Here is a 13998-nt window from a genome sequence, read left to right on the forward strand (position 1 = left end):
ACTGCACCAATTCATCCTAATCACATAGAACACCTATGCTCATAGGGCTGAATTGGTTTGTTGCCGCGCTGCAACTCCAACTATTTTGGGAAATATTTTTTGGCGCTTGAACAAGATGCTCAAGCGCGATTTCACTACTAAAAAAGCATAGGATTAACAATGCTGGATTCTAAATTACTTCGTACAGAGCTGGATGAAACAGCTGCAAAACTAGCACGTCGTGGCTTTAAGCTAGACGTAGAGACAATCCGTACACTTGAAGAGCAACGTAAGTCGATTCAAGTCGAAGTTGAAAATTTACAATCCACTCGTAACTCCATCTCTAAGCAGATCGGCCAAAAAATGGCAGCTGGTGATAAAGAAGGTGCTGAAGAGATCAAGAAACAAATCGGTACTCTAGGTAGCGATCTTGATGCTAAAAAGGTTGAACTTGATGCAGTAATGGCACAACTGGAAGAGATCACGCTATCTGTTCCAAACCTGCCTGCTGATGACGTTCCACAAGGTAAAGATGAAGACGACAACGTTGAGATTTCTCGTTGGGGTGAGCCAAAAGCTTACGATTTCGAGCTGAAAGATCACGTTGATCTTGGTGAGTTGGGCGGTGGCCTAGATTTCGCGAGCGCGACAAAAATCACTGGTGCTCGCTTTATCGTGATGAAAGGCCAGTTTGCGCGTCTACACCGTGCAATCGCTCAGTTTATGCTGGATCTTCACACAGATGAGCATGGCTACACTGAGATGTACGTGCCTTACCTAGTAAACTCAGACAGCCTATTTGGTACTGGTCAGCTACCTAAATTTGGTAAGGACTTGTTCCACACTGAGCCACTAGAAGAAAAAGTGAACGATGAAGAACCACGTAAACTGTCTCTGATTCCAACAGCTGAAGTACCTGTAACAAACATGGTTCGTGACACTATTTCTGATGAAGCAGACTTGCCATTGAAGATGACGGCGCATACGCCATGTTTCCGTTCTGAAGCGGGCTCTTACGGTCGCGATACTCGTGGTCTGATTCGTATGCACCAGTTCGACAAAGTTGAGCTAGTACAAATCACTAAACCAGAAGATTCAATGGATGCACTTGAAGAGCTAACTGGTCACGCTGAGAAAGTTCTGCAACTTCTAGAGCTTCCTTACCGTAAAGTGGTTCTATGTACGGGTGACATGGGCTTCGGCGCGCGTAAGACTTACGACCTAGAAGTTTGGGTTCCAGCTCAAGAGACTTACCGTGAGATCTCATCTTGCTCAAACATGTGGGACTTCCAAGCTCGTCGTATGCAAGCGCGTTTCCGTCGTAAGGGCGAGAAGAAGCCAGAGCTAGTGCACACACTAAACGGTTCAGGTCTAGCAGTAGGTCGTACCATGGTTGCTATCCTAGAAAATAATCAAGAAGCAGACGGCCGTATTGCAATCCCTACGGTGCTGCAAAAGTACATGGGTGGTGCTACGCACATTGGCTAGCTGCCATAACCACTAAAGAAAAACCGACTCAATTGAGTCGGTTTTTTTGTTGTAATGATTGGGCCATTAGCCACAGCACTTTTTAAACTTTTTCCCGCTGCCACAAATACAAGGGTCGTTGCGCCCAACTTTCAAGGAGCTAACCGGCTGCTGTAGTCTTACGTCTGGCTGTGGTGGTTCTTCTGGGAAAGTCCCATCGATATAGAACCACAAGCCATTCTCTCTTACAAAGCGCGAACGTTCTTCTAGGCAGTATTCTTTACCAGCGTCTGCAAAGTAAGCTTTAAATGTCACGTACCCTTCGTCTGAATGAGAGCCAGGTTCTACGCGAGTGACTTCTAAGCCTTTCCAATCACTGTCGATAGATTGAGTAATATCTTCCTTTTGTTCTTCGGCATGGCAGCTTGGGTGGTAGGTTGCGACGACAAAATCAACTAAGCCATGAACATGGGCACAGTAGCGAGATCTCATCAACTGCTCTGGTGTTGCAGCATTCGCGTGATTGGTATGAATGGGTTGGCAGCAATCTTGGTAGTTTTTGCCGCTGTTACATGCGCACTTGTTCATAAACTTAGGTACTCAAAGATTCAATGCGGCAAGTGTAGAGGCTACGTAAGTTGTTGTAAATGGGGAGAGCTCTAGTGGAGGCTTAATACACCACAGATAGTAACTCAGCCGTCCAGCGTACCGCGTCGTCGTAACACTCTTTCAATGTATCATCACTAAGCTTTAGGCGTTGATTGACTGAAGCGACACTTTCCCAATCAGCTCTCTCGTATGCACGGGTCAAAAACAGAATATCTCCAAGCAATCCTTCACCACTAGTAAGCGCGCTTTTTACCGCTTCATCGATAGGCATTTCTTCTACAAGAGATTCTAGAGGCCTATCAAGCAAGCTGTCGAGTAGCGAGAACATACCCGCTAAGAATGCTGAGCCTTCTTCTATATGACTGTCGCAACGTGCACAAATCAACTCACAATAGCGAGCACGTTGAATCGAAAGGCCATATAGGTAGTCTGGCTTGGCTTCTTGAGTAGAAGCGATGGCAACTAAAGAAATGAACTTTCTTAGCTTTTGCTCGCCTAGGTAAACTAAAGCCTGCTTGAACGACTGTATTTGTGTACTCACGTGGGCAGACGAGTTGACGAACGTTAATAACTTATAGGATAAAGAGACATCTTGTGCGACGAGTTCTTCAATAGCGCGATAGTCCATGTCTTCACGGGCGACTTCTTTACACAACTGAATAACGGTTAGAAATGAGGGTTCAAGAGCTTTCCTCTGGATGATTTCGGGTTTACTGAAGAAATAGCCCTGAAAGTAGTGAAAGCCAGCGTCTTTAGCTTGATTAAATTCCTGATACGTTTCCACCTTTTCTGCTAAAAACTCTATTTTTGTTCCACTTAGCTTTTGAATGAAAGCTTGCGCTTTATCGATGGAAACTTGGCGAATATCGAATTTAATGATTGAAACATAAGGCAAGAAAGCCTTCCATTCAGGGGAGGGTATAAAATCGTCTAAGGCTATCTTATAACCGGCCTGTGCCATTTCTTTGATAGCTTCAAGTAACTCTGCCGTTGGCTCGCAGTCCTCCAGTACTTCCACTATCAAGTTGTCAGAAGGAAACAGGGTGGGGATACGGTTCAATAAGCTTTGGTAGGGGAAATTTACAAACCCAACGCTATCACCAAGAGTACTGTAATGAGTCGATAGGAAATGATCAGATAACAACCTGCTGGTGGCTTCATCAGGGTCAATATCTGGAAATGTGTTTTTAGGCCCATCACGAAACAGTAATTCGTAACCGATCGTTTTTTTGTCTCTGTCTAGGATAGGTTGCCGTGCAATATAGGAATATTTCAATGTTAAATTCTTTTATACCTGTTACGTGTTAGACCCATTTTATAGTAAGGCCTAACAACGTGAGTGGCCGACTTATTGCGATTGAAATGGGCGAGTTTGTAACTCAAATCCCTCTTTAGCATAGACTAAAACCGAGCCTTGGGTGTACCAATCACCAAGAACAATTCGAGTCTTATCACCGTCTTCACTATTGATAGAGTGCACATTTGGTCGGTGGGTATGACCGTGAATCATAAGGTTCACTTGGTGCTTAGTCATCACGGATTCGACTTCGCTCTGGGTGACGTCCATGATGTCGAGTGACTTGGTGTGTTTGTCTTCTTTGATGTCTGTTTGGACCTTTGCAACAATTTTCTCTTTGATGAAAAAGGGAATGCGATTAAAAATCCATTGTAACCACGGCATGTGAACTTTTTGTCGATACTCTAGGTACTTAACATCTTGAGTGCATAAGGTATCACCGTGTAAAACAACGGCTTTAGTACCATAGAGGTCGATAACAGTTTCATCCCCTAGCAATTGCACACCCGTTTGCTTGGCAAACTTTTTTCCGACTAAGAAGTCTCTATTACCCTGGGTGAAAAAGCAGGGTACACCGGAGTCTGTGAGGGTTTTGAATTCTTGTCTAATTTGCTGAGCAAATTCAGAACGGTCGTCATCGCCTATCCAGAATTCGAAAAGGTCACCCAGGACGTAGAGCGCGTCTGCACTTGGAGCTTCTTCTCGCATAAAGCGAATAAAGCATTCCGTAATTTCTGGAGCTGAAGGGGTAAGGTGAAGATCTGAAATGAATAGTGTAGTCATAATAGGTCGATGGAAAAAGAGAGCGGTAGCCGCTCTCTTTTCAATGATTACTCTTCGATAGTTGTGCCAGTAATAACAACTTCTTCAAGAGGAACGTCTTGGTGCATGCCCATTGAGCCAGTGCTAACACCTTTGATCTTATTGACTACGTCCATGCCTTCAACCACTTCTGCGAATACACAGTAACCCCAGCCATCTAGGCTTTCACTACGGAAGTCTAGGAAAGTGTTGTCGTTCACGTTGATGAAGAACTGAGAACTTGCTGAATGCGGTTCCATTGTACGAGCCATTGCTAACGTACCCACCTTGTTGCTTAGGCCATTGTTTGCTTCGTTTTTGATTGAAGCACGTGTCGCTTTCTCACGTAGGCCTGATTCCATGCCACCACCTTGGATCATGAAACCATCGATTACACGGTGGAAAAGAGTGTTGTCGTAGAAACCGTCACGGCAGTACTGTAGGAAGTTTGCGCTTGTTTCTGGTGCTTTTTCTTCATTAAGTTGAACTTTGATGTCACCAAAATTTGTGTGAAGGATGATCATGACGAATACCTTTATTAATGTTTTTGATTTGAAGCTGAGATTCTAGCGTAACTTCTAGGAAGTTTATACGGACAAATTGACAGAAAGCATGATTCAGGCGGCGATTATGATGAGATTTTGCACGACTTGGGATTACCTATCATCGCTTCAGTTGATATACTGAACCACTATTTGTTTCACCCACTAATTTTAGATAGAGATCATGTTAAAAATATATAACACACTCACAAGACAGAAAGAGGAATTCAAACCAATCAATGCCGACAACGTAGGCATGTATGTCTGTGGAGTAACCATTTACGATCTCTGTCATATTGGTCATGGTCGCACATTCGTGTCTTTCGATGTTGTTTCACGTTATTTGCGTTACTTAGGTTATAACTTAACCTTCGTGCGTAATATCACGGATATCGATGACAAGATCATCAAGCGTGCCGCTGAAAACGGTGAATCGTGTGATTCACTTACTGAGCGCCTAATTGGTGAAATGCATGCAGACTTTGATGCATTGAACATGAAACGTCCAGACGTTGAGCCACGAGCAACGGGCTACATCCAGGAGATTATTGAACTGGTTGAGAAGCTTATTGAACGCGGCTTTGCCTATGTTGCGAGCAATGGCGATGTTATGTTTGAAGTTCGCAAGTACGATGAGTATGGCAAGTTGTCTAAGCAAGACTTAGATCAGTTGCAAGCGGGTGCTCGAGTGGGTGTTGAAATGGCTAAGCGTAGCCCGCTAGACTTCGTTTTGTGGAAAATGTCTAAGCCAGGTGAACCTACATGGGAATCACCATGGGGACCAGGTCGTCCTGGGTGGCATATTGAGTGTTCTGCAATGAACTCATCCATTCTGGGTAACCATTTTGATATTCATGGTGGTGGCTCAGATCTTCAGTTCCCACACCACGAAAACGAAATTGCACAATCATGCTGCGCACACGATACTCAGTACGTAAATACATGGATGCACAGCGGTATGGTGATGGTTGATAAAGAAAAAATGTCTAAGTCTTTAGGCAACTTCTTTACTATTCGTGATGTACTACAGCACTATGATTCTGAGACTGTTCGTTACTTCTTGATGTCGGGTCACTACCGTAGTCAGCTAAACTACAGTGAAGAGAACCTTAACCAAGCTCGAGCTTCATTGGAGCGCTTATATACTTCACTACGCGGTTTGGACTTGTCTGTTCCTGCGGCAGGTGGCGAAGAGTACGTATCGCGCTTTACAGCAGCAATGAACGATGACTTTAATACGCCTGAAGCATACTCTGTGCTGTTTGACATGGCGCGTGATATCAACCGCATCAAGACAGAAGATGTACAGAAAGCAAGTGAACTGGGTAGCCTAATGCGTGAACTTGCTGATGTTATCGGCATTCTGTATCAAGAGCCTGAAGCATTTCTAAAAGGTGATGCTGGCAGCGATGATGAAGTTGCTGAAATCGAAGCACTAATTAAACTTCGCAATGACTCTCGCGCAGCGAAAGATTGGGCAAATGCTGATATGGCACGTGATAAGCTGACTGATATGGGTATCGTTCTGGAAGATGGCCCAGAAGGCACAACGTGGCGTCGCAAGTAAATCCTAGAGGGCTGACTTTTCAGCCCTTTTTTCTATTTTGTAATTTAAGTTTATAGGTAGCATTCAGTGGCTCAGATGTATTTCTATTACTCAGCGATGAACGCGGGTAAATCCACCACTCTTCTTCAATCCTCTTTTAACTACCAAGAACGCGGTATGACACCGGTGATTTTCACCGCCGCACTAGATGACCGTTATGGTGTCGGAAAAGTGAGTTCACGAATTGGTCTTCAGTCTGAGGCGCAACTATTTCGTACTGACACCAACTTATATCAAGAAATAGCAGCGCTAAATGAAGCTGAAAAGCGTCACTGTATTCTGGTTGATGAGTGTCAGTTCCTGTCCAAAGAACAGGTATACCAGTTAACTGAGGTTGTCGATAAGCTGCATATTCCGGTGTTGTGCTATGGATTGCGAACCGACTTTTTAGGTGAGTTGTTTGAAGGCAGTAAATATCTACTGTCTTGGGCTGATAAATTGGTCGAGCTGAAAACAATCTGTCACTGTGGGCGCAAAGCAAACATGGTTATTCGAACTGACGAGCACGGTAAAGCGATTGCAGAAGGTGATCAGGTTGCTATCGGTGGTAATGATAAGTATGTGTCGGTGTGCCGCCAGCATTACAAAGAAGCGCTGGGTAAGTAGGGAATAAGAGACAACAAAAAACGGAGCCATTGGCTCCGTTTTTTGTTGTATTCGATTAATTCAGAATGCGCTAGGCAGTCAGAGATTAACGAGCACGGAAGACGATGCGACCTTTAGATAGGTCGTATGGAGTCATCTCTACAGTTACTTTGTCACCAGTAAGAATACGGATGTAGTTCTTACGCATTTTACCAGAGATATGAGCAGTAACCACGTGACCGTTTTCTAGTTCAACACGAAACATTGTGTTTGGTAGAGTATCAAGAACAGTGCCTTGCATCTCAATTACGTCTTCTTTAGCCATTTAATCCTCTTTAGAAACTTGGCGGTTTTTAACGGACGAATTCTGCCGTCAAAATCTAAATATGTAAAGTTGGGGCGTATTCTACCCTTGCCAACGCTGATTTACTAGCCTTTGATGGCGATGAAAACGGACTTTATAGTTCATAGCTGGACATTCATCAATTTGATAGCCCAAATAGAGCCATTGTTTTCCTTCAAGTTGGCAGTATTGAACCTGAAACAAGACCCCAATTGTACCCAAGGAAAGCTCTATATCTGGATCGTAAAAGGTATAAAAGGCGCTGGCACTATTGCTCATTACATCCGTTACAGCAACCGCCGCTAACTGGTGGTCGATATAAATATGCAGGTATTGAGTATTGAGCCAGCTACAGCGAGAAAATTTGGAAAACTCGTCTTTTTTCGGAGGGTACATGGTCCCGTTGCGGTGGCGGGCTTCAATGTATCTAGAATACAAATCGAACCAGTTTTCATCCATCTCGTCCTTTAACGCCCAAGTGAAGCTTTTCGCCTTGTTAAGCAGTCTTTTCTGGCTTTTGGATGCAAAGAAGTCGGGTACTGAAAGTCGCAAAGCGTTGCAGGCATTGCACTGGTCGCAGTGAGGTTTATAGATGGTATCGCCGCTGCGCCTAAACCCATTGGCAAGCAGAACCTCATAGCTTGATGCTGTATGCAGATTAGCATCGAGCGCGACAGCAACTCGTTCACTTTTATCGGATAAATAGCTACATGGGTGGCTGTCGGTCAAGCCGATGCGAATTTGCTGAATATCCGAGCTCATTGAGTCTCCTCAGAAGGTAAAGTCAGCCATTGGGTGTCAAAGCATCCGGCTGAAATGGACTGTTCTCTAAAGGATAGCAATGAATCCAAAAACTCGTCACGCTCCATTTCAAAAGCGCCTAAGGACTCCAGATGAGGGTTCATGACTTGGCAATCGATGAGTTGACCACCATGAGCTGTAAAATGTCGACACAAGTACCATAACGCAATTTTGGACGCGTTTGTCTCTAAGCTGAACATCGATTCGCCACAAAACAGCTTGCCAACTTGAATACCGTAGAGCCCACCAATCAGTTTATCTTCTAGCCAAACTTCTACTGAATGACAATGCCCTTGCAGCGCGAGTTCTGAATAGGCGTCACGCATCTCTTGGTTTAGCCAAGTTTCCTCTGCAGGGCGCAACTTGGCACAAAGCGTAATCACTTCACGCGTTGCTTTGTTTATACTGACTCGATAAGGCGTTTTACGATTAAATTTTTTAAGACTTTTCGCTGGTTTGAATGTCTTAGGATCAAACACTGCTCTTGGTGAAGGGCTCCACCAAAGTATTGGCTCTCCCGGGCCATACCATGGGAATATACCGTTATGGTAGCCAGTTAGGATTCTCTCAGGTGATAAATCACCACCAAACGCAAGCAATCCATTTGGCTCATCTAACGCTTCATAGGGTGAAGGAAAGGTATAGTCACTATCATCGAGTTCGGTGAGGTAAATCGTCATTTCTAATTTTAGTTACGCCATTTTAAGAGGAGTTTACAATGAAAAACTGGTTCTGGATCTTATTGATTTTTCCTCTGTTTGCCAATGCAAACTATCAGCGCAATCAAGCAAGAGAAGTGAATCAAGTCGTATTTGGGACGATAGATACCGTTCGCTACATTACCCAACAAGAAATAGTGCAATCGGAAGCCAATGGTTGGGAGACTCTTCTTGGGGCAGTCGTCGGTGGCTTGGTGGGTAATCAATTTGGTGGCGGCACAGGAAAAGAGGTGGCAACGGCTGTTGGTGCGGTGGCTGGGGCAGGCATTGCCAGGCATAACGGTCAACGTGAATATCGAGTCGAATATCGTTTGGTTGAGCTACTGATAAAAACCGATGAAGGTAAACTAATCGATATCATTCAAGACGTTGACAATACGATGCTATTTGAGAAACAAGACAAGGTGCGCATACTCTATTTTGATAATGGCGTCCGAGTGGATAAAGCGTTTTAACATCATTTTTTTCGAGTGACTAATTATTCATCTTTTCACGTAGATTTGCTCTGGAGTTCAGTGGCAAAGTTAGTTAGTCTGCAAGTACGAAGAATTTTTCATCACTATATAAAGAAGCCATAGTGATCCAAGGAATAACAACTTTAATGGAAAGCCTTACGTTACAACCGATCAATAAAGTTAATGGTGAAGTCAATTTGCCGGGTTCAAAAAGCGTCTCTAACCGTGCGCTACTGCTTGCGGCACTTGCGAGCGGAACCACACGTCTTACCAACTTATTAGACAGTGATGACATCCGTCATATGCTCAATGCGCTGACTCAACTCGGTGTCACTTATCGCCTATCTGACGACAAAACTGTTTGTGAAGTCGAAGGGCTAGGCAAGCCGTTTGATGCGCCAGAAGCGCTAGAACTGTTTCTGGGTAATGCCGGTACCGCAATGCGCCCGCTAGCAGCAGCATTGTGTCTGGGTAAAGGTGAATATGTTCTCACTGGTGAGCCACGTATGAAGGAGCGACCGATTGGTCACCTTGTTGACGCATTGCGTGATGCTGGCGCTCAGGTTGAGTATCTAGAGAACGAAAATTATCCGCCGCTGAAAATTACCGGCACAGGGCTTCAGTCAGGTACTGTATCGATCGACGGTTCTATTTCTAGCCAATTCTTGACTGCGTTTTTGATGTCTGCCCCCCTTGCTGAAGGTGAAGTGAAGATTAAGATCGAAGGCGAGCTCGTATCTAAGCCATACATTGATATTACGCTTCACATCATGAAGCAATTCGGTGTGGATGTGATAAACAACGACTACCAAGAGTTTGTTGTTCCAGCAGGGCAAACTTACAAAGCTCCTGGTGACTTTCTCGTTGAGGGTGATGCTTCGTCAGCCTCTTATTTCCTAGCCGCTGCGGCAATTAAAGGTGGTGAGATTAAGGTAACGGGCATCGGCCGAAATAGTATCCAAGGCGACATCCAGTTTGCTGATGCGCTTGAAAAAATGGGCGCGGAAATTGAATGGGGCGATGACTACGTAATTTCTCGTGTAGGTCAACTTAAAGGCATTGATATGGACTACAACCATATCCCAGATGCAGCGATGACGATTGCAACAACAGCACTGTTTGCTGAAGGCACAACGGCTATTCGTAATGTCTATAACTGGCGTGTCAAAGAAACTGACCGATTGTCAGCCATGGCAACAGAATTACGTAAAGTTGGTGCAGAGGTTGAGGAAGGCGAAGACTATATCATTGTTAAGCCAACAGACGACTTAAAACACGCTGCGATCGATACTTACGATGACCACCGCATGGCGATGTGCTTTTCATTGGTTGCATTAAGTGATACTCCAGTAACCATCAATGACCCTAAGTGTACATCGAAGACATTCCCAGACTACTTCGATAAGCTAGAAGCGCTAAGCTGTTAAACGAAAAAGCCAGAGTAAACACTCTGGCTTTTTTGTATACCTATGATTCCCCATGGCGCTCGTTACGCACCGATTGCATGGGCTTCGGGCTGTATTAATCATCTAGCGTGAATTCTTTAGAAAGGTGGTGTGCCAGGTATTTGAACATATTGAAAACAGCGGTTGTATTCGCTGTGGGCAAACCTTGATCATCTAGGAAATATTCACCTTTAAACACTAATACACCGTCCTTTTCTTCAACGGCATCTGCTCTCATACCTTCTATGTAGTCATCGTGTTCTTGGATGATTTGGTTAGCAATAAGTAGCAGGTCAAAGCTAGAGATGGCCTTTTTCTCACTCATGTGGGATTCCTAACGGTTATTTTTAAACTGCGAATATGCGTAAGGTGTGGAGTGTTACGCATTGATTGCATAGTGTAGGGTGCCCAAACGGAAATTCAATCTTTAATAATGCAAAGACATTTTGTGACTTCCGGCATAAATTTCTATGCCGCGCTAGAAGCGGTGATGTTGGCACGTTTAGTATGTGGCACTTTCAGGCTAGCCACCAATTTCATGAGGTGAGTTCATTGTGAGAATTCGCCCAATTGTCGAGCAGTTGAATTTAATTTTTAAAAAAAGATATTGATCTTCTTGTAATCTCGCTCGATAGTAAAAAAAGAAGCAATATTTAAGTACGTCATGCGATAAAAATCGCACCAGCGATTAAGGACATTTAAGTCAATTATGGGTAAATCTCTTGTTATCGTGGAGTCTCCTGCCAAGGCGAAAACAATTAATAAATATCTTGGTAAAGATTTCATAGTTAAATCCAGTGTCGGTCACGTCCGCGATCTTCCGACTGCGGGCCAAAGCACGGGCAAAAAAGCAGCAGCTGTTTCGACCAAAGGGTTAAGTGCTGAAGAAAAAGCGCGTATTAAGAAAGAGAAGGACCGCAAATCACTAATCAAGAAAATGGGTATCGACCCATTTCATGGTTGGGAAGCAAACTACCAAGTGCTTCCGGGTAAAGAAAAAGTCGTTGCAGAGCTACAGAAGCTCGCTAAAGATGCGGATAGCGTCTATCTCGCAACCGATTTGGATCGCGAGGGAGAGGCTATCGCTTGGCACCTTCGTGAGATCATCGGTGGCGATGAAGAGCGATACAAACGTGTAGTCTTCAACGAGATTACTAAGAATGCGATTCAGCAGGCTTTTGAAGCGCCTGGTGAATTAAACATGGATGGCGTAAATGCCCAGCAAGCCCGTCGCTTTATGGACCGAGTGGTAGGCTTTATGGTATCGCCACTATTGTGGAAAAAAGTGGCTCGTGGTTTGTCTGCTGGTCGAGTTCAGTCGGTCGCGGTTAAATTGCTGGTCGAAAGAGAACGACAAATTAAAGCGTTCATCCCAGAAGAGTTTTGGGACATTCACGCGAATACAGCGACAAAAGACAAAACCGATTTCCGTTTGCAAGTAGCGCAGAAAGATGGCGTGGCTTTCAAACCCGTAAACGAGGCAGAAACTAACTCGGCTATTAGCGTGTTAGAAAAAGCAGCGTACGAAGTATGCAAACGCGAAGATCGTCCTACATCGAGCAAGCCATCTGCACCATACATCACGTCGACGCTTCAGCAAGCAGCAAGCACGCGTTTAGGCTACGGCGTGAAAAAGACCATGATGTTAGCTCAACGTCTATATGAGGCGGGTTACATCACCTATATGCGTACTGACTCGACTAACTTGAGTTCAGAAGCTGTAGATGCGGTTCGTGATTACATTGGTAGTGAATTTGGAGATGCTTACTTACCGGCTAAGGCGAATGTCTACGGTAGCAAAGAAGGAGCGCAAGAGGCACACGAAGCTATACGCCCTTCAAGTGTGGATGTAACGGCAGACGACCTACAAGGTATGGAAGCGGACGCTCATAAACTTTACTCGCTTATCTGGAATCAGTTTGTTGCTTGTCAGATGACGCCAGCAAAATACGACTCAACTACGGTAAGCGTCAAAGCTGCAGAATACACACTAAAAGCGAAAGGCCGTATCCTTAAGTTTGATGGTTGGACTCGTGTACAGCGCCCACTGGGTAAAAACGAAGACCAAATCCTTCCAGCCGTTCAGGTTGGTGATACGCTAAGCCTTAAAGATCTCGAGCCAAAGCAACACTTCACTAAGCCACCTGCGCGCTTTACTGAAGCTGCATTGGTTAAAGAGCTTGAAAAGCGTGGCATTGGCCGCCCTTCTACGTATGCGTCAATCATTTCAACGATTCAAGACCGTGGCTACGTGAAAGTAGAACAACGTCGATTCTATGCTGAAAAAATGGGTGAGATCGTTACAGACCGCCTAGATGACAGCTTCGATGATTTGATGAACTACGACTTTACAGCCCGTATGGAAGAGAAGCTCGACCAGATTGCAGAAGGTGACGCAAACTGGAAAGGTGTGTTAGATGGTTTCTTTAGCGATTTCAGCGGCGATCTAGAAAAAGCGGAACAAGACGAAGAACATGGCGGTATGAAGCCAAATCATATCGTTGAGACTGATATCGAGTGTCCTACGTGTTCTCGCCCTATGGGGATTCGTACTGCATCTACAGGCGTATTCCTAGGTTGTTCAGGTTATGCACTGCCACCTAAAGAGCGTTGTAAGACGACAATTAACTTAGGTGACGAAGAAGGCATTATCAACGTTCTTGAAGAAGACGTTGAAACAGCAGCACTTAGAGCGAAAAAACGTTGTCCAATTTGTGAAACTGCGATGGACGCGTATCTGATTGACGATAAGCGTAAGATGCATGTGTGCGGTAATAACCCTAACTGTGACGGTTATGTGGTTGAGCACGGCGAGTTCAAAGTTAAAGGTTACGACGGCCCGTTGGTTGAGTGCGACAAGTGTGGTTCGGACATGGTTCTGAAGAATGGTCGATTCGGTAAATATATGGATTGTACTAGCGACGACTGTAAGAACACGCGTAAGATTTTGAAAAATGGCGAAGTCGCTCCTCCGAAAGAAGACCCTGTACACTTCCCTGAGCTTCCATGTGAAAACTCAGATGCTTACTTCGTATTGAGAGACGGCGCGTCAGGCCTATTTATGGCGGCGAGTAATTTCCCTAAATCGCGTGAGACTAGAGCGCCATTAGTTGAGGAGTTGGTTAGATTTAAAGATCGAATCTCGCCAAAGTTCATGTACCTTACTGATGCACCAACGGAAGATCCAGACGGTCGTCCAACGGTGGTTCGATTCAGTCGTAAGACAAAAGAGAATTACGTGCGATCAGAAATAGATGGTAAACCATCTGGCTGGACGGGGTTATATGTTGACGGTAAGTGGGAAATTACCGATAAACGTAAGAAGCCAAAGAAAGAAGCGTAATCGCGA

14 protein-coding genes are annotated in these 13998 nt (G+C 44.6%); 6 read left to right on the forward strand and 8 right to left on the reverse strand.

The features are described 5' to 3' along the window. The first annotated feature begins 159 nt into the window (after nt 1-159). On the forward strand, nt 160-1467 hold the full coding sequence (gene serS, locus J4N42_RS05010) for a serine--tRNA ligase (protein WP_252030228.1): 1308 nt from the start codon (nt 160-162) through the stop codon (nt 1465-1467). Nucleotides 1468-1533: 66 nt separating this feature from the next. Here serS and J4N42_RS05015 read toward each other — a convergent pair whose 3' ends face one another. The 4 genes from J4N42_RS05015 to J4N42_RS05030 form a co-directional block, all read right to left on the reverse strand. Continuing rightward, nucleotides 1534-2034, reverse strand: a complete 501-nt coding sequence (locus J4N42_RS05015) for a YchJ family protein (protein ID WP_252030230.1) — start codon at nt 2032-2034, stop codon at nt 1534-1536. 82 nt (nt 2035-2116) lie between these two features. Further along, nucleotides 2117-3331 (reverse strand): EAL and HDOD domain-containing protein, encoded by a 1215-nt coding sequence (locus J4N42_RS05020; protein ID WP_252030232.1) that lies wholly within the window; start codon nt 3329-3331, stop codon nt 2117-2119. A 72-nt stretch (nt 3332-3403) separates the two neighbouring features. After that, nucleotides 3404-4135: a UDP-2,3-diacylglucosamine diphosphatase gene (lpxH, locus tag J4N42_RS05025; protein ID WP_252030234.1), complete on the reverse strand. Its 732-nt coding sequence runs from the start codon at nt 4133-4135 to the stop codon at nt 3404-3406. Nucleotides 4136-4182: 47 nt separating this feature from the next. Then, nucleotides 4183-4677 carry a peptidylprolyl isomerase gene (locus tag J4N42_RS05030; RefSeq protein ID WP_252030236.1) on the reverse strand — a complete coding sequence of 165 codons (495 nt, stop codon included), beginning with the start codon at nt 4675-4677 and terminating at the stop codon, nt 4183-4185. 202 nt (nt 4678-4879) lie between these two features. Here J4N42_RS05030 and cysS point away from each other — a divergent pair, with 202 nt between their 5' ends. Next, nucleotides 4880-6262 (forward strand): cysteine--tRNA ligase, encoded by a 1383-nt coding sequence (cysS, locus tag J4N42_RS05035; RefSeq protein WP_252030238.1) that lies wholly within the window; start codon nt 4880-4882, stop codon nt 6260-6262. Nucleotides 6263-6328: 66 nt separating this feature from the next. Further along, nucleotides 6329-6907, forward strand: coding sequence for a thymidine kinase (locus tag J4N42_RS05040; protein ID WP_252030240.1), 579 nt, complete (start codon nt 6329-6331; stop codon nt 6905-6907). Nucleotides 6908-6992: 85 nt separating this feature from the next. On the opposite strand, the gene infA is transcribed toward J4N42_RS05040, so the two are convergent. From infA to aat, 3 genes are all read right to left on the reverse strand, one after another. Continuing rightward, nucleotides 6993-7211, reverse strand: coding sequence for a translation initiation factor IF-1 (gene infA, locus J4N42_RS05045; protein ID WP_001040192.1), 219 nt, complete (start codon nt 7209-7211; stop codon nt 6993-6995). An 81-nt stretch (nt 7212-7292) separates the two neighbouring features. Then, entirely contained in the window at nt 7293-7991 is a 699-nt protein-coding gene (locus tag J4N42_RS05050; RefSeq protein ID WP_252030243.1) for an arginyltransferase, read from the reverse strand. Next, nucleotides 7988-8710, reverse strand: coding sequence for a leucyl/phenylalanyl-tRNA--protein transferase (aat, locus tag J4N42_RS05055; protein ID WP_252030245.1), 723 nt, complete (start codon nt 8708-8710; stop codon nt 7988-7990). The genes J4N42_RS05050 and aat overlap by 4 nt, the downstream gene beginning before the upstream one ends. Before the next feature lie 38 nt (nt 8711-8748). Between aat and J4N42_RS05060 the strand changes: the two genes are divergently transcribed. Next, nucleotides 8749-9204 (forward strand): outer membrane lipoprotein, encoded by a 456-nt coding sequence (locus tag J4N42_RS05060; RefSeq protein ID WP_252030246.1) that lies wholly within the window; start codon nt 8749-8751, stop codon nt 9202-9204. A 146-nt stretch (nt 9205-9350) separates the two neighbouring features. Further along, nucleotides 9351-10631 carry a 3-phosphoshikimate 1-carboxyvinyltransferase gene (aroA, locus tag J4N42_RS05065; RefSeq protein ID WP_252030247.1) on the forward strand — a complete coding sequence of 427 codons (1281 nt, stop codon included), beginning with the start codon at nt 9351-9353 and terminating at the stop codon, nt 10629-10631. Between the two features lie 94 nt (nt 10632-10725). On the opposite strand, the gene J4N42_RS05070 is transcribed toward aroA, so the two are convergent. Beyond that, complete coding sequence (locus J4N42_RS05070; RefSeq protein ID WP_252030248.1) at nt 10726-10974, reverse strand: YciN family protein; 249 nt, start codon at nt 10972-10974, stop codon at nt 10726-10728. Between the two features lie 384 nt (nt 10975-11358). Between J4N42_RS05070 and topA the strand changes: the two genes are divergently transcribed. Then, nucleotides 11359-13992 carry a type I DNA topoisomerase gene (topA, locus tag J4N42_RS05075; RefSeq protein ID WP_252030249.1) on the forward strand — a complete coding sequence of 878 codons (2634 nt, stop codon included), beginning with the start codon at nt 11359-11361 and terminating at the stop codon, nt 13990-13992. The last annotated feature ends 6 nt before the right edge of the window (nt 13993-13998 follow it).

Origin of the sequence: Vibrio sp. SCSIO 43135 (assembly GCF_023716665.1) — a bacterium.
Classification (GTDB): Bacteria; Pseudomonadota; Gammaproteobacteria; order Enterobacterales; family Vibrionaceae; genus Vibrio; species Vibrio paucivorans.

Excerpts from the sequence above, each read along its gene's own strand:
- serS (WP_252030228.1), top strand. The coding sequence starts at position 160 with ATGCTGGATTCTAAATTACTTCGTACAGAGCTGGATGAAACAGCTGCA.
- J4N42_RS05015 (WP_252030230.1), bottom strand. The coding sequence starts at position 2,034 with ATGAACAAGTGCGCATGTAACAGCGGCAAAAACTACCAAGATTGCTGC.
- lpxH (WP_252030234.1), bottom strand. The coding sequence starts at position 4,135 with ATGACTACACTATTCATTTCAGATCTTCACCTTACCCCTTCAGCTCCA.
- J4N42_RS05030 (WP_252030236.1), bottom strand. The coding sequence starts at position 4,677 with ATGATCATCCTTCACACAAATTTTGGTGACATCAAAGTTCAACTTAAT.
- cysS (WP_252030238.1), top strand. The coding sequence starts at position 4,880 with ATGTTAAAAATATATAACACACTCACAAGACAGAAAGAGGAATTCAAA.
- infA (WP_001040192.1), bottom strand. The coding sequence starts at position 7,211 with ATGGCTAAAGAAGACGTAATTGAGATGCAAGGCACTGTTCTTGATACT.
- J4N42_RS05050 (WP_252030243.1), bottom strand. The coding sequence starts at position 7,991 with ATGAGCTCGGATATTCAGCAAATTCGCATCGGCTTGACCGACAGCCAC.
- aat (WP_252030245.1), bottom strand. The coding sequence starts at position 8,710 with ATGACGATTTACCTCACCGAACTCGATGATAGTGACTATACCTTTCCT.
- J4N42_RS05060 (WP_252030246.1), top strand. The coding sequence starts at position 8,749 with ATGAAAAACTGGTTCTGGATCTTATTGATTTTTCCTCTGTTTGCCAAT.
- aroA (WP_252030247.1), top strand. The coding sequence starts at position 9,351 with ATGGAAAGCCTTACGTTACAACCGATCAATAAAGTTAATGGTGAAGTC.
- J4N42_RS05070 (WP_252030248.1), bottom strand. The coding sequence starts at position 10,974 with ATGAGTGAGAAAAAGGCCATCTCTAGCTTTGACCTGCTACTTATTGCT.
- topA (WP_252030249.1), top strand. The coding sequence starts at position 11,359 with ATGGGTAAATCTCTTGTTATCGTGGAGTCTCCTGCCAAGGCGAAAACA.